General features: G+C 72.1%; 12 protein-coding genes. 7 read left to right on the forward strand and 5 right to left on the reverse strand.

The window, feature by feature from the left end; genetic code table 11:
• Positions 1-18: 18 nt before the first annotated feature.
• The gene (apaG, locus tag NF681_04920) at positions 19-420 is read right to left on the reverse strand and encodes a Co2+/Mg2+ efflux protein ApaG (GenBank protein ID UST54550.1); all 402 of its coding nucleotides are present in this window, start codon (positions 418-420) and stop codon (positions 19-21) included.
• 63 nt (positions 421-483) lie between these two features.
• On the opposite strand from apaG, the gene rpe reads away from it, so the two are divergent.
• The gene (rpe, locus tag NF681_04925; protein ID UST54551.1) at positions 484-1,218 is read left to right on the forward strand and encodes a ribulose-phosphate 3-epimerase; all 735 of its coding nucleotides are present in this window, start codon (positions 484-486) and stop codon (positions 1,216-1,218) included.
• Here rpe and NF681_04930 read toward each other — a convergent pair.
• Positions 1,208-1,573: a hypothetical protein gene (locus tag NF681_04930; GenBank protein UST54552.1), complete on the reverse strand. Its 366-nt coding sequence runs from the start codon at positions 1,571-1,573 to the stop codon at positions 1,208-1,210. The genes rpe and NF681_04930 overlap by 11 nt on opposite strands.
• A gap of 107 nt (positions 1,574-1,680) precedes the next feature.
• Here NF681_04930 and NF681_04935 point away from each other — a divergent pair, with 107 nt between their 5' ends.
• The 3 genes from NF681_04935 (at position 1,681) to ligD (ending at position 6,341) form a co-directional block, all read left to right on the forward strand.
• A complete protein-coding gene (locus NF681_04935; GenBank protein ID UST54553.1) occupies positions 1,681-2,694 on the forward strand; it encodes a succinylglutamate desuccinylase/aspartoacylase family protein in 1,014 nt (337 codons plus the stop codon).
• Between the two features lie 91 nt (positions 2,695-2,785).
• Positions 2,786-3,790 carry a Ku protein gene (locus NF681_04940; protein UST54554.1) on the forward strand — a complete coding sequence of 335 codons (1,005 nt, stop codon included), beginning with the start codon at positions 2,786-2,788 and terminating at the stop codon, positions 3,788-3,790.
• Between the two features lie 55 nt (positions 3,791-3,845).
• The gene (gene ligD, locus NF681_04945) at positions 3,846-6,341 is read left to right on the forward strand and encodes a DNA ligase D (protein UST54555.1); all 2,496 of its coding nucleotides are present in this window, start codon (positions 3,846-3,848) and stop codon (positions 6,339-6,341) included.
• On the opposite strand, the gene NF681_04950 is transcribed toward ligD, so the two are convergent.
• A complete protein-coding gene (locus NF681_04950; GenBank protein ID UST54556.1) occupies positions 6,342-7,157 on the reverse strand; it encodes a transglutaminase family protein in 816 nt (271 codons plus the stop codon).
• 432 nt (positions 7,158-7,589) lie between these two features.
• Between NF681_04950 and katE the strand changes: the two genes are divergently transcribed.
• Positions 7,590-9,764 (forward strand): catalase HPII, encoded by a 2,175-nt coding sequence (katE, locus tag NF681_04955; protein UST54557.1) that lies wholly within the window; start codon positions 7,590-7,592, stop codon positions 9,762-9,764.
• Positions 9,765-9,852: 88 nt separating this feature from the next.
• Here the strand turns inward: katE and NF681_04960 are convergent, their stop codons facing one another.
• Positions 9,853-10,701, reverse strand: a complete 849-nt coding sequence (locus NF681_04960; protein ID UST54558.1) for an NAD-dependent protein deacetylase — start codon at positions 10,699-10,701, stop codon at positions 9,853-9,855.
• Positions 10,702-10,815: 114 nt separating this feature from the next.
• Here NF681_04960 and NF681_04965 point away from each other — a divergent pair, with 114 nt between their 5' ends.
• Together NF681_04965 and NF681_04970 are read left to right on the forward strand one after the other, a co-directional pair.
• A complete protein-coding gene (locus NF681_04965; protein UST54559.1) occupies positions 10,816-12,924 on the forward strand; it encodes a molybdopterin oxidoreductase family protein in 2,109 nt (702 codons plus the stop codon).
• Positions 12,925-12,950: 26 nt separating this feature from the next.
• Positions 12,951-14,030, forward strand: a complete 1,080-nt coding sequence (locus NF681_04970) for an aminopeptidase (protein UST55873.1) — start codon at positions 12,951-12,953, stop codon at positions 14,028-14,030.
• Here NF681_04970 and NF681_04975 read toward each other — a convergent pair.
• Positions 14,013-14,273, reverse strand: coding sequence for an acyl-CoA-binding protein (locus NF681_04975; protein ID UST54560.1), 261 nt, complete (start codon positions 14,271-14,273; stop codon positions 14,013-14,015). The genes NF681_04970 and NF681_04975 overlap by 18 nt on opposite strands.
• Positions 14,274-14,320 lie beyond the last annotated feature (47 nt).

The raw sequence follows: 14,320 nt of genomic DNA on the forward strand, positions 1-14,320 counted from the left end.
AAAAGAGGGGGGAGGAGGCTAGTGGAGCACGCGCGGCACGGGCGGCTCGCCGGCATCGTCCTGCGCCTCCAGCACGAACAGCGGCACCGGCACCTCAAAGCGCTCGCCGAGTTCGTCGATCACCAGGAAGCTGCCGTGCATCGTGCCGCTCGCCGCGCGCAGGCGGCAGCCGCTGGTGTAGCGGAACGACTCGCCCGGCGACATCAGCGGCTGCTGGCCGACCACGCCCAGCCCCTTGACCTCCTGCCGGTGGCCCGAGGCGTCGTGGATGATCCAGTGCCGCGCGATCAGCTGCGCCGGCACCTTGCCGACGTGGGTCACGGTGATGGTGTACGAGAAGGTGAAGACGTGGTCGTCCGGGGCCGACTGGTCGGCGAGATAGCGCGGCTCGACCGTCACGCTCAGTGGGTTCTGGGACATGGCGTGCATGGTAACTGGAGCCTTTCGTATTCCCTGTCGGAAGGCGCTGCGACAATTCCGACCATGAGCACCCCCCGCGCCCCCTTCCTCATCGCCCCGTCCATCCTGTCGGCCGACTTCGCCCGCCTGGGCGCCGAGGTCGCCGACGTCATCGCCGCCGGCGCCGACTGGATCCATTTCGACGTGATGGACAACCACTACGTCCCCAACCTGAGCTTCGGGCCGATGGTGTGCAAGGCGTTGCGCCCGCACGCGAAGCAGGCCGACGGCACGCCGGTGCCGATCGACGTGCACCTCATGATCCAGCCGGTCGACGCGCTGGCCGCCGCCTTCGCCGAGGCCGGCGCCGACTACATCAGCTTCCATCCCGACGCCTCGCCGCACGTGCACCGCAGCATCCAGGCGATCCGCGCGGCGGGCTGCCGGCCGGGGCTGGTGTTCAATCCCGGCACCGGGCTCGAGGCGCTCGACTGGGCGATCGACGAGATCGACCTGATCCTGATCATGAGCGTGAACCCCGGCTTCGGCGGCCAGAGCTTCATCGATTCGGCGCTGCGCAAAGTCGAGCAGGCCCGCCGGCGCATCGAGGCCTCGGGTCGCGACATCCGGCTGGAGGTCGACGGCGGCATCAAGGCGGACAACATCGCGCGCGTGGCCGCCGCCGGCGCGGACACCTTCGTGGCCGGCAGCGCCATCTTCGGCACCGGCGACTACCGGGGCGTCATCGACACCATGCGCGGCAACCTCGCCGCCGTGACGGGCGGCGCGGCACCGCGCGGTCAGGCCGTCACGGCTTGACCTTGTCGTTGTAGACCTTGTCGGTCACCGGCGCGAGGCTGGTGTCCTGGGTGTCGCCGGCGGCGTCGTCGTGGGCGCGCTTGCCGATGCCGACCGGGTCGTCGCGGGTGCGGTCGTCGCGCCGTTCCTGCGTGCCCGCGCCACCCGCCGTCTGGTCGCGCTCGTTGGGATTGCGCGGCAGCGATTCGCCGTCCTGGGTGGCGCGCGTGTTGCCCCGGGCGACCTTGTCGGCGCCGGGCGTGGCCGGCGTGTCGGTGCGGCTCGCCGCGACGTTCTCGCGCGGATCCGGATCGGCGCCGTCGGCGCCGGCGTCGGAACGGGGGGGCGATGCGGGCTGGGTGTGGGACGGGTTCATGGGTCGCTCTCTCCTTGTGTCTGGGGCCTCGTGGCGGTTGTCGGTTCGCGGCTCCCGCGTGTCGGTAGGACCGCCGGGCCGGCGACTGTAGGTAGGATGGTCCGATCATGAAGCCCACCCTTGCGTCCGCCGAATCCGCCCGCGCCGGCACCCTGCGCGTCCACGCCTTCGAGAGCGTCGAGCCCGGTCCGCGCCTGATCGTGCTGGGCGGCGTGCACGGCGACGAGACCTGCGGCACCGTCGGCATCGAGCGCGTGCGGGCCGAACTTGACGACGGCGCGCTGCGCCTTGCGCGCGGCGGCCTCACCCTGGTCCCGGTGGCCAATCCGCTCGCCCGCGCGCTCGGCCGGCGCGAGGGCGAACGCAACCTCAACCGCTCGTTCCGCCCGAGCGTCGCGCCGGCCGACCACGAGGCGCGCCTGACCAACCTGCTGTGCCCGCTGCTCGAGCGCCACGACGCCCTGCTTGACCTCCACTCCTTCGAGAGCGCCGGCGAGGCGTTCGCGATGATCGGGCCGCGCGACAACGCCGGCCCGCTCGAGCCCTTCGCCCGTGCCAGCGAGGAGGGCCGCCTCGCGCTGCACCTGGGCACGCCGCGCGTGGTGGAGGGCTGGCTGGACATCTACGCGGCGAGCCTGGCCGAGCGCGCCGGCGGCGCCGCGCCCGACGAGGCCGCGCTGTCCTTCGGCTGGGGCACCAACGAATACATGCGCAGCCGTGGCGGCTATGGCGTCACCCTCGAATGCGGCCAGCACCGCGATCCGGCCGCGCCGGAGGTCGCCTACCGGGCCATCCACGCCGCCCTGCGGCTGCTGGGCCTGATCGAGGCGCCGGCCGCCGCCGTCGCCGTCGCGCCGCCGCCGCCGCCGCCCACGCTGCTGCGGCTGGTCGGCGTGACCGACCGCCACCACGAAGGCGACCGCTTCGTGCGCGAATGGGCGACGTTCGACGCGGTGGCGGCCGGCGAGACCGTCGCCGTACGCGCCGACGGCACGGTGCTGCGGGCCCCGCGCGACGGCGTCATCGTCTTCCCGAACGCCAAGGCCATCGTCGGCACCGAGTGGTTCTACTTCGCGGTGGCGAGCGATCGCGACCTGGGCGCGCGCACCCCGGGCGTCTGACGGCGCCCGAAGCCCACATCCGCCCGGTTCCTACAGGAGGCGGGCGGATGTGGGGCTAGGTTGGGATTTCCGTGTTCCGGGAGAGTTGTCCATGCCCCGTGCCTCGCGTTCCTCGTCCGCCACCGCCGCGCCCACCCCGGCGCACGCGCCACGCGCGCTGTGGAAGGGCGCCATCAGCTTCGGGCTGGTGCACATCCCGATCGCCCTCTACCCCGCCACCGCCGACCACGCCATCGACTTCGACTGGCTCGACAAGCGCACGATGGACCCGGTGGGCTACCGGCGCATCAACAAGAAGACCGGCCGGGAGATCCCGCGCGAGCAGATCGTCAAGGGGATCGCGTACGAGAGCGGGCGCTACGTGGTGCTCGGCGACGACGAGATCGCCGCCGCCTATCCGACCACCACGCAGACCATCGAGATCGAGTGCTTCGTGCCGGCCGACGGCATCCCGTTCATCTACCTGGAGCGGCCCTACTACGTGGCGCCCCTGGGCAAGGCGGCCAAGGTGTACGCCCTGCTGCGCGAGGCGCTGCACGCCGCCGGCCGCGTCGGCGTGGCGCGGGTGGTGATCCAGACCAAGCAGCACCTGGCCGTGCTGGTGCCCAGCGGGCCGGGCCTGGTCCTCAACCTGCTGCGCTGGGGCGCCGACATCCGCTCCTGGCAGGACCTGCCGCTGCCCGCCGAGGGCGCGGAGGCCGCCGGCCTGAGCGAGCGCGAGTTGAAGATGGCCGTCCAGCTGGTCGAGGACATGAGCGGCGACTGGGACCCCGGCGCCTACCGGGATTCGTTCAAGGACGCGATCATGAAGCTGGTCGATCGCAAGGTCGCCAGCGGCGAGACCTCGGGCGCGGCGCCGCTGGAGGACGCGCCCGATCCGAAGCGCGGCGAGGCCAGGATCCTCGACCTGACCGAACTGCTGCAACGCAGCCTGCGCAAGGGATCGGACGGGGCGAAGGCGGCGAAGCCCGCCCGCGCCGCCAAGGCCGGCAAGGCCTCGCCCGCCAGTCCGGCCGTCAAGACCGCCAAGGCCAAGTCCCCCGGCGCGCGCAAGACCGCCGCGCCGGCCCGGGCGCCGGCACGTCGCGCCGCCTGAGGCCCGCGCCACGCGGCGAGCGCGCACCCATCGCCCGCAAGCAAGGAGTTCCGCCATGGACAAGCGCGATCCACTGGCCGCCTATCGAGAAAAACGCGACTTCGCCCGCACGGCCGAGCCCGACCAGGCCCCCACCGCCCGGGGCCCGCGTTCCGGTGCCGGGGCGTTGTCCTTCGTGGTCCAGAAACACGACGCCAGCCACCTGCACTACGACTTCCGCCTCGAACTCGACGGCACGCTGCGCAGCTGGGCCGTTCCCAAGGGGCCGAGCCTCGATCCGGCGGTCAAGCGCATGGCGGTGGAGGTCGAGGACCATCCGCTGTCATACGCCGACTTCGAGGGCACCATCGCCGCCGGCCAGTACGGCGCGGGCACCGTGATCGTCTGGGACCGCGGCGAATGGCGACCGGAAGGCGACCCACGCGCCGCCCTGGCGGCCGGCAAGCTGAAGTTCGAGTTGCGCGGCACCAAGCTGCGCGGGCGCTGGACGCTGGTGCGCATGCGCGGCAAGGGCGAGCGCAAGGCGCCCTGGCTGCTCATCAAGGAGCGCGACGCCGAGGCGCGCGACGCCGACGTCCACGACGTGCTCGAGGCGCTGCCCGACAGCGTGATCGGCGCCGCGTCCCCGAAGCCGGGCCGCGCGCGGTCCCGTCCGGCGACCGTCGACCTGCCCGAATCGCTCGCCCCGCAACTTGCCACGCTGGCCGCCGCGCCGCCGCAGCCGCCGGGCGACTGGTTGTGGGAACTCAAGTTCGACGGCTACCGCATCCTCGTGCGCATCGAGCACGGCGAGGTCCGCTGCTTCACCCGCAACGGCCACGACTGGACGGCGCGCCTGCCCGAGATCGCCCGGGCGCTCGGCCGGCTGAAGCTGCGCTCCGGCTGGCTCGACGGCGAGATCGTCGTCATGGACCCGGCCGGCCGGCCGGCCTTCCAGACCCTGCAGAATGCCTTCGACCACCGCGCCACCGCGACCATCGCCTGCTGGCTGTTCGACCTGCCCTTCCACGACGGCGAGGACCTGCGCGAGCGGCCGCTGGAGGAGCGCCGCGCCCGGCTCGCCGCGCTGCTGGGCGACGAGGAGGCGCCCCGCCTGCGCTTCTCGGAGCACTTCGACGCGCCGCCGCGCGAACTGCTCGAATCGGTCGGCCGGCTCGGCTTCGAGGGCCTGATCGGCAAGCGGCGCGGCTCGCCCTACGTGTCGGGCCGCTCGAGCGACTGGGTCAAGCTCAAGACCGGGCGGCGCCAGGAATTCGTGATCGGCGGCCACACCGCGCCCCGGGGCGTGCGCGAGCAGTTCGGGGCGCTGCTGCTGGGGGTGTACGACGAGGGGGGCCTGCTGCGCTATTGCGGCAACGTCGGCACCGGCTTCGACGGCGAAGCGCTCGAGGCCGTCAAGGCCCGGCTCGACGCGCACGCGGCGCAGGCCTCGCCGTTCGTGGCGGGCGAGGTGCCCAGGTCGGTGAAGGCGCGCTGGGTCGCGCCGGTGCTGGTGGCGGAGGTGGCCTTCGGGGAATGGACGCGCGAGGGCCGCGTGCGCCAGGGCGTCTTCCACGGCCTGCGCGACGACAAGCCGGCGCGCGAGATCGTGCGCGAGCGGGCGCTGCCGCAGGTGGCCCTGGCGCCGGCCAAGCCGGCGCCGACGCGGCCCGCGGCGGCCTCCGGCGTCCGCATCACCCACCCCGAGCGCGTGATCGACGGCGCCAGCGGCGTCACCAAGGGCGAGCTGGCGGCGTACTTCGAGCGGGTCGCGCCGTTGCTGCTGCCGCACCTCGAAGGCCGTCCGGTGTCGCTGGTGCGCGCGCCCGAGGGCATCGGCGGCGAGCTGTTCTTCCAGAAGCACGCCAGGGGCCCGGGGCTGACCGGCGTGACGCGGCTCGATCCGGCGCTCGACCCCGGCCACGCGCCGCTGCTGCAGATCGACACCGCGCGCGGCCTGCGGGGCGCGGCGCAGATGAACGTGGTGGAGCTGCACACCTGGAACGCGACCTCGGCGGCCATCGACCGGCCCGACCGCATGACCTTCGACCTCGATCCGGGCGAGGGCGTGGCCTGGGAGCGGGTGCAGGAGGCGGCCTTGCTGGTACGCACGCTGCTCGACGAGATCGGCCTCGCGGGCTTCCTCAAGACCAGCGGCGGCAAGGGCCTGCACGTGGTGGTGCCGGTGCGCCGCCATCACGGCTGGGCGGCGGTGCGGGCGTTCTCGCAGGCGCTGGCCGATCACCTGGCGGCGACGATCCCGCAGCGCTTCTCGGCCAGGAGCGGGGCCGGGCACCGCGTCGGCAAGGTGTTCGTCGACTGCTTGCGCAACGGCTTCGGTGCCACCACGGCGAGCGCGTGGTCGGTGCGGGCGCGGCCCGGGCTGGGGGTGTCGGTGCCGGTGGCGTGGGAGGAGCTGCCATCGCTGACCAGCGGTGCCCACTGGACCCTGCGTTCGATCGACGCGCGCCTGGGCGCCGGCAACGATCCCTGGCGCGCGATGGCGCGGTCGCGCCAGGGACTGGCGGCGGCCATGAAGCGCATCGGCTTCAGGCCGCCGGACGCCGAGTGATCAGACCACTTCGTCCGTCACCACCTCGAAGCGCTGCAGCGTGTTGGCGCCGAACACCATCGTGATCGGCACGTCGGCGGCGTCGCGGCCGCGGGCGATGACGATGCGTCCGATGCGCGGCGTGTTGTGGCGCGCGTCGAAGGTGTGCCAGCGATCGCCCAGGTAGACCTCGAACCAGGCGCTGAAGTCCATCGGGTAGGGCACCGCCGGGATGCCGATGTCGCCGAGGTAGCCGGTCACGTAGCGCGCCGGGATGTTCATGCAGCGGCACAGCGTGACGGCCAGGTGCGTGAAGTCGCGGCAGACGCCCACGCGCTCGTTGAACCCTTCCTGGGCGGTGCGGGTGGCGCGCGCCTGCTGGTAGTCGAAGCGCAGGTGGTTGTGCACGAAATCGCAGATGGCCTGCACGCGCGACCAGCCGGGCGCGACGTTGCCGAACTGGCGCCAGGCGAAGCCGAGCAGTTCGCCGTCGACCTCGCAGTAGCGGCTGGGCAGGAGGAAGGGCAGCGCCTCGACCGGGAGCTCGGCCACGGCATGCTCCTTGGCGCCGTAGTCGACCGGATCGGGCAGGCCGTTGTCGTAGACCACGGCCTCGTTGCGCAGGCGCACGCTGTTGACGCCCCAGGGCACGTGCACGCGGGCGCACTCGTTGTCGAAGCTGTCGCGGTAGAAGTCGGTGACCAGCGGCGGGCTGATGGTGATGTTCTCACCCTGGGTGACGTCGCCGGCACGCGACGGATGCACCTTGAGCATGTAGATCAGCGCGGTGGGGGCGCTGACGCCGAGTTCGATGTCGTAACCGATTTTGATGAGCATGGCGGGCGCCTCGCAGGAAGGAATGAGCGGAAAAAGAACGAGGAGTGGTTCGGATGCAAACCACCACCGACGCAAGCACGAGACGTGCCGTCCCCGTACCAAGCTGAAGTCGATGGTATGCAGTCCGAGGGGTCTTCGTGGGATTCACGGACGCATGCGGGCGTAGGTTAAGGCTGATTGCCGCCGCCTCGCTTTTTTACTTACTGTAGATGCATCCAGCGTCCTACGCAGCGCGTAGCCAGTCGCGTCAAGGCATCGGGTCGGCGAGGCTTAATCTGTCGGGTGGGCGAGATCGTGCGCGGTGGCGCGGCGATCCGGGGACCGTCTGCCGCGGTGACTCGCTCGCCCGACATCGACAATTTTTCCCTCCGCAATCTGACGCAGGTTCCTCACAAGGGGTCCGCGCATCGAGAGTTTCATCAAGGATCTGGAATGACGCTTAGAAACAGGGCGGCCGCCGGCCGTCGCCCGAAGGCCGGCGATGCCGTCAACCCGAAACAGCAGCAACTCGCCGGCTTCGCGCAGGACCCTGGGGCGCAGCTCACGACCAACCAGGGGGTGCAGATCCCCGACAACCACAACTCCCTCAAGGCGGGGGTGCGCGGACCGACGCTGCTGGAGGATTTCATCCTGCGCGAGAAGATCACGCACTTCGACCACGAGCGCATTCCGGAGCGGGCGGTGCATGCGCGCGGTTCGGCCGCGCACGGCTATTTCCAGGTCTACAAGTCGATGTCGCAGTTCACCTCGGCCGACTTCCTGCAGGACCCGTCGCAGCGCACGCCCGTTTTCGTGCGCTTCTCGACCGTGGCCGGCGAGCGCGGCTCGGCCGACACGGTGCGCGACGTGCGCGGCTTCGCCGTCAAGTTCTACACGCAGCAGGGCAACTACGACCTCGTGGGCAACAACATGCCGGTGTTCTTCATCCAGGACGCGATGAAGTTCCCCGACCTGATCCATGCCGTGAAGCCCGAGCCGCACCACGCCATTCCGCAGGCGGCCTCGGCGCACGACACCTTCTGGGACTTCGCCTCGCTGATGCCGGAGACCACCCACATGCTGATGTGGGCCATGAGCGACCGGGCCATCCCGCGCAGCTACCGGATGATGGAGGGCTTCGGGGTCCACACCTTCCGCCTGGTCAACTCGCGGGGCGAGTCGCACTTCGTCAAGTTCCACTGGAAGCCCAAGCTGGGCGTCCACGGGCTGGTCTGGGACGAAGCGCAGAAGATCGCCGGCAAGGACGCCGACTTCCATCGGCGCGATCTCTGGGAGGCCATCGAGAACGGCGACTTCCCGGAATGGGAGCTGGGCGTGCAGATGATCCCGCAGGACAAGGAGCATTCGCTGGGCTTCGACCTGCTCGATCCGACCAAGCTGATCCCCGAGGAACTGGTGCCGGTGCAGCGGATCGGCCGCATGGTGCTCGACCGCAATCCGGACAATTTCTTCGCCGAGACCGAGCAGGTGGCCTTCCATCCCGGCCACGTCGTGCCGGGCATCGATTTCTCGAACGACCCGCTGCTGCAGGGCCGGCTGTTCTCCTACACCGACACGCAGATCTCGCGCCTGGGCGGCGCGAACTTCCACGAACTGCCGATCAACCGCACGGTGTCGCCGTCGCACAACTTCCAGCGCGACGGGATGCACCGCCAGACCATCGCGCGCGGCCAGGTCGCCTACGAGCCGAACTCGCTGGGCACCGGCGCCGAGTACCGCGTGGACGGCGCGAGCGCGGGCTTCCAGTCGTACCCCGAGGCGATCGAGTCGCCCAAGGTGCGCCGGCGCAGCCCGTCGTTCGACGACCACTTCACGCAGGCCCGCCTGTTCTTCAACAGCCAGAGCACGGCCGAGAAGGAGCACATCGTCGCGGCCTTCCGCTTCGAGCTGTCCAAGCTGGAGGTGGCGGCGATCCGCCAGCGCGTGGTCGACAACCTCGCGCACGTCGACGAGAAGCTCGCGCGCCGCGTGGCCGAGCCGCTGGGCATCGGCGCGCCGGACGCCCGCGCCGCCGCCGGACGCGCGGGTTTCCGCGACCACCAGATCGCCACGACCATCGAGGAGTCGCGCGCGCTGAGCATGGTCGACGCGGGCGAGGGCTCGGTCAAGACGCGCAAGGTCGCCATCCTGGTGGCCGACGGCGTCGACTCGGCCTCGCTCAAGCCCATCCGCGAGGCGCTGGAGAACGCCGGGCTGACCTGCAAGGTGGTGGGTCCCCGGCTGGGCACGGTGTCGAGCGCGTCCAAGCGCCAGATCGAGGTCGACGCGACGTTCTCGGCCATGCCCTCGGTGATGTTCGACGCCGTGCTGGTGCCCGCCGGCAGGGAAGGCATCGCGGCGCTGGCGAACCACGGCGAGGCCGTGCACTACGTGCTGGAGGCCTTCAAGCACTGCAAGGCGATCTGCACGATCGGCGAAGGCGCCCAGATGCTCGACGCGCTGCGCCTGGCCGAAGGCGCGAAGCCGGTCGGCGTGATCGTCGCGCCCACGCCGGTGACCAACCTCGGCGATGCCACGGCGGCCCTGCAGATCGCCAGCGACTTCGTCGCGGCGATCGCCAAGCACCGCCATTGGGACCGCGCCGGCATCGAGGCCGTGCCGGCCTGACCCGGGCGGCGCCGAGGGCCGAGGGCCGAGGCGCCGCGCGCGATCGCCGCGTCGGGACCCCGTGCCGATGGCGGCCGGGGTCCGTGCCTCAGGCGAGCGTGGCGGCCAGCGCCGCCAGCGTCTCCCCCACGGGCTGTTCCACCTTGAGGTCGAACAGGTCGTCGGCCCGGGTGCGCCCCAGGTTGACGGCGGCGATGGGCTTGGCGGCCTTGGCGGCCGCCTGCACGAAGCGGAAGCCCGAATAGACCATCAGTGAGGAGCCCGCGACCAGCACCGCGTCGGCGGCCTCCAGCGCGGCGAAGGCGTCCGCGATGCGCTGGCGCGGCACGCTTTCGCCGAAGAAGACCACGTCGGGCTTGAGCATGCCGCCGCAGATCGGGCAGTCCGGCACGTCGAAGCCGGAGAAATCCAGGCCGTCGAGGTCGGCGTCCCCGTCCGGCGCGGCCCGGGCCTCGAGTTCGGCCCAGCGCGGGTTGCGGCGCCGCAGCTCGGCCTGGAACAGCGTGCGCGGCGTGCGGGCCTCGCAGCCCAGGCAGCGGATGGTGTCGATGCGCCCGTGCAGGTCGATGGCGCGACGGCTGCCGGCGGCCTCGTGCAGGCCGTCGACGTTCTGGGTCAGCAGCAGCTCGACCCGGCCGGCCGCCTCCAGGCCGGCCAGCGCGCGGTGCGCGGCACCGGGACGCGCGTGCGCCATCGTCGGAAAGCCCACCAGGCTGCGTGCCCAGTAGCGCCGGCGCGTGGCGTCCTCGCCGGTGAAGGCCTGGAAGGTCACGGGCGAGGGGCGTTTCCATTCGCCGCGCACGTCGCGGTAGTCGGGGATGCCGGACTCGGTGCTGCAGCCCGCGCCCGTCAGGACGAACAGGCGGGGGTGGCGGGTGGCGAAGTCGACCAGTTCGCGGGTGGCGTCGGTGGCGTGCGTGGCGTGCGTGGTGTCCATGGGAACGCAGTAGGCCGAGCCGCCGGAAACGGCGATGCAGGCGATTTGCCCTGGCGGTGGTCAGCCGGGCATGCGTCGCGCCCCGGACGGACCGATGGAACTTAGACTCGCGCGATGACCGATGCCCTGGCCTCCGCGCCCCGCGCGCCCACCGCCGCCGCCACCACCACCGTGCTCGGCGCCTGTCCGCACGACTGCCCCGACACCTGCTCGTTCGTGACGACGGTGCAGGACGGCGTCGCCACGCGCCTGCAGGGCAACCCGGCGCATCCGCACACCGGGGGCGTGCTGTGCACCAAGGTGTCGCGCTACCTGGAGCGCTGCGCGCACCCGGAGCGCCTGCTGCAGCCGCTGCGCCGCGTCGGCGCCAAGGGCGAGGGCCGCTTCGAGCCCGTGAGCTGGGACGAGGCGCTCGACGACATCGCCGCGCGCCTGCGCGTCGTGGCGTCGGGCCCGGGAGGCGCCGAGGCCATCCTGCCCTACAGCTATGCCGGCACCATGGGCCTGGTGCAGGGCGAGTCGATGGACCGGCGTTTCTTCCACCGGCTGGGCGCCTCGCAGCTCGATCGCACCATCTGCGCCTCGGCCGGCGCCGAAGGCCTGACGATGACCCTCGGCGGCAAGGTCGGCATGCGCGTCGAGCACTTCGCCGAGTCGAGGCTGATCCTGATCTGGGGAAGCAACGCGATCGGCAGCAACCTGCATTTCTGGCGCCACGTGCAGGCCGCCAAGCGCGCCGGCGCGAAGCTGGTGTGCATCGACCCGCGCCGCTCCGAGACCGCCGACAAGTGCGACGAGCACATCGCGCTGCTGCCCGGCACCGACGCCGCGCTGGCCTTCGCGCTGATGCACCAGCTGATCGTGAACGACGCGCTCGACCACGACTACATCGAGCGCCACACGCTCGGCTGGGCCGGCCTGCGCGCGCGCGCGCTGCAGTGGCCGCCCGCCCGCGCGGCCGCCGTGTGCGGCGTGCCGGAGGCGCAGATCGTGGCGCTGGCGCGCGACTACGCGTCCATCGGGCCGGCCGCGATCCGCCTGAACTACGGCATGCAGCGCGTGCGCGGCGGCGGCAACGCGGTGCGCGCGGTGGCCTGCCTGCCGGCGCTGGTGGGCGCCTGGCGCCATCGCGCGGGCGGGCTGCTGATGAGCGCGTCGAGCCAGTTCCCGGTCGATCGCGCGGCGCTGCAGCGGCCCGACCTGATGCCCGGCGGACGACCGACGCGCACCCTCAACATGAGCCGCATCGGCGAGGTGCTCGCGGGCGACGCCGACGCGCTCGGCGGCGGGCCGCCGGTGCGCGCGCTGGTGGTCTACAACAGCAACCCCGTCGCCGTGGCGCCCGACTCGGCCAGCGTGGTGGCGGGGTTCGCGCGCGAGGACCTCTTCACGGTCGTGCTCGAGCAGTTCCGCACCGACACCGCCGACCACGCCGACTACCTGCTGCCGGCCACCGTGCAGATCGAGCACTGGGACATCCACATGAGCTACGGCCACACCGACGTGGTGCTCAACCGTCCCGCCGTCGCCCCGCGCGGCCAGGCGCGCAGCAACGCCTGGGTGTTCCGCGAGCTGGCGCGGCGCATGGGCTTCGACGAGCCCTGCTTCGGCGACGACGACGAGACGCTGTGCCGCAGCGCGTTCGCCCCGGACACGGTCGACTTCGACCGCCTGCTGGACCACGGCTTCGCGACCCTCGCCTTGCCCGAGGCACCGTTCGCCGAGGGCCGCTTCCCGACGCCGTCGGGGCGCTGCGAGTTCTTCAGCCAGCGCCTGGCCGACCGGGGCCAGGACGGCCTGCCCGACCACCTGCCCAATCACGAGCCGATCGGCAGCTCGGCCGAGTTCCCGCTCGCCATGATCTCGCCGCCGGCGCGCAACTTCCTCAACTCGACCTTCGTCAACGTCACCAGCCTGCGCGCCATCGAGGTCGAGCCGGTGCTGGAGATCCACGCCGCCGACGCCGCCGCGCGCGGCATCGAGGACGGCGCGATGGTGCGGGTCTTCAACCGCCGCGGCGAGCACCGCTGCCGCGCGAAGGTCTCGCGCCGGGCGCGCCCGGGCGTGGTCAACGGCCTGGGCATCTGGTGGCGCAAGTTCGGCGTCGACGGCACCAACGTCAACCAGCTCACCAGCCAGCGCCTGACCGACCTGGGCCGGGCGCCGACCTTCTACGACTGCCTGGTCGAGGTGGAGCGCGTCGCCGGGAGCGTTCCGGCGTGAGGCGCGCGGCGCGGAGGTCGGCCGGCATCGCGCTGGCCGTGCTCGCGGCGCTGGCGTCGAGCGCCTGCGCCGACCTGGGCTACTACTGGCAGTCGGCCAACGGCCACGTCGGCCTGCTGCGCGCGGCGCGGCCGGTGTCGCAGTGGATCGACGATCCGGCGACCGGCGAGGCGTTGCGCACCCGGCTCGAACTCACCCAGCGCATCCGCCGCTTCGCCGTCGACGCGCTCGCGCTGCCCGACAACCGCAGCTACACCGGCTATGCCGACCTGCACCGCAACGCGGCGGTGTGGAACGTGGTCGCGGCGCCGCCGTATTCGTTGACGCTCAAGACCTGGTGCTTCCCGGTCGCGGGCTGCGTGGGCTACCGCGGCTACTACGCGGAGGCCGACGCCCGCGCCGAGGCCGCGGCCCAGGCCGCCCAGGGACTGGAGACGGCGGTCTATCCGGTGCCGGCCTACTCCACGCTCGGCTGGCTCGACTGGGCCGGCGGCGACCCGCTGCTCAACACCTTCATCGGCTATCCCGAGGGTGAGCTGGCGCGGCTGATCTTCCACGAACTGGCCCACCAGGTGGTCTACGTGCCGGGCGACACACTGTTCAACGAATCGTTCGCGACGGCGGTCGAGCGCCTGGGCGGGATGCGCTGGCTGACCGAGCGCGCGGGCGAGCCGGCGCGCGCCGAGTACGCCCGGTTCGACGCGCGGCGCCGGCAGTTCCGCGCCCTGACGCTGGCGACGCGCCAGCGGCTGCAGGCGGTCTACGACACGCCCGCCGCGCGCGCCGGCGACGCCGCCACGGTCGAGCCGATGAAGCGCGCGGTCATGGACGCCTTCCGCGCCGAGTTCGCGACGCTGCGCGCCACCTGGCCGCCCGAGCGGCAGGCGGCCTACGACGGCTGGATCGCGCGCGCGAACAACGCGATGTTGGGCGCCCAGGCCGCCTACGACACGCTGGTGCCGGCCTTCGAGGCGCTGTTCGAGCGCGAGGGGCGCGACTGGCCGCGCTTCTACGCCGAGGTCCGGCGCATCGCCGCGCTGCCCGCGCCCGAGCGCCGGGCCGCCCTGCCGGCGCTCGCGCCGACGGCCTCAGCCGGCGCGGAGTGAAGCGATCAGGTCGATGTACTTCTGCTTGGCCTCGTCGGCCGACACGCCCTTGTGCGACGACCACGCGTCCCATTTGGCGCGCGCGACGAAGTCGCTGAAGCTCGGCCGCTTGGCGGTGTTGTCGCCCTGGGTGGCCTGCTTGAACAGGCCGTAGATCTTCAGCAGCGTCGGGTTGTCGGGACGCTCGGTCAACAGCTTGGAATCGGCCTGGGCGGCTTCGAAGAGGGCGTTCAGATCGGACATGGAGGGGGCGGGAAAAGGAGGGACAGGAAGGAAGCGGAGGAGGAGAA

Source organism: Comamonadaceae bacterium OTU4NAUVB1 (assembly GCA_024372625.1).
Lineage (GTDB): Bacteria > Pseudomonadota > Gammaproteobacteria > Burkholderiales > Burkholderiaceae_C > Variovorax.

Excerpts from the sequence above, each read along its gene's own strand:
- apaG (UST54550.1), bottom strand. The coding sequence starts at position 420 with ATGTCCCAGAACCCACTGAGCGTGACGGTCGAGCCGCGCTATCTCGCC.
- rpe (UST54551.1), top strand. The coding sequence starts at position 484 with ATGAGCACCCCCCGCGCCCCCTTCCTCATCGCCCCGTCCATCCTGTCG.
- NF681_04930 (UST54552.1), bottom strand. The coding sequence starts at position 1,573 with ATGAACCCGTCCCACACCCAGCCCGCATCGCCCCCCCGTTCCGACGCC.
- NF681_04935 (UST54553.1), top strand. The coding sequence starts at position 1,681 with ATGAAGCCCACCCTTGCGTCCGCCGAATCCGCCCGCGCCGGCACCCTG.
- NF681_04940 (UST54554.1), top strand. The coding sequence starts at position 2,786 with ATGCCCCGTGCCTCGCGTTCCTCGTCCGCCACCGCCGCGCCCACCCCG.
- ligD (UST54555.1), top strand. The coding sequence starts at position 3,846 with ATGGACAAGCGCGATCCACTGGCCGCCTATCGAGAAAAACGCGACTTC.
- NF681_04950 (UST54556.1), bottom strand. The coding sequence starts at position 7,157 with ATGCTCATCAAAATCGGTTACGACATCGAACTCGGCGTCAGCGCCCCC.
- katE (UST54557.1), top strand. The coding sequence starts at position 7,590 with ATGACGCTTAGAAACAGGGCGGCCGCCGGCCGTCGCCCGAAGGCCGGC.
- NF681_04960 (UST54558.1), bottom strand. The coding sequence starts at position 10,701 with ATGGACACCACGCACGCCACGCACGCCACCGACGCCACCCGCGAACTG.
- NF681_04965 (UST54559.1), top strand. The coding sequence starts at position 10,816 with ATGACCGATGCCCTGGCCTCCGCGCCCCGCGCGCCCACCGCCGCCGCC.
- NF681_04975 (UST54560.1), bottom strand. The coding sequence starts at position 14,273 with ATGTCCGATCTGAACGCCCTCTTCGAAGCCGCCCAGGCCGATTCCAAG.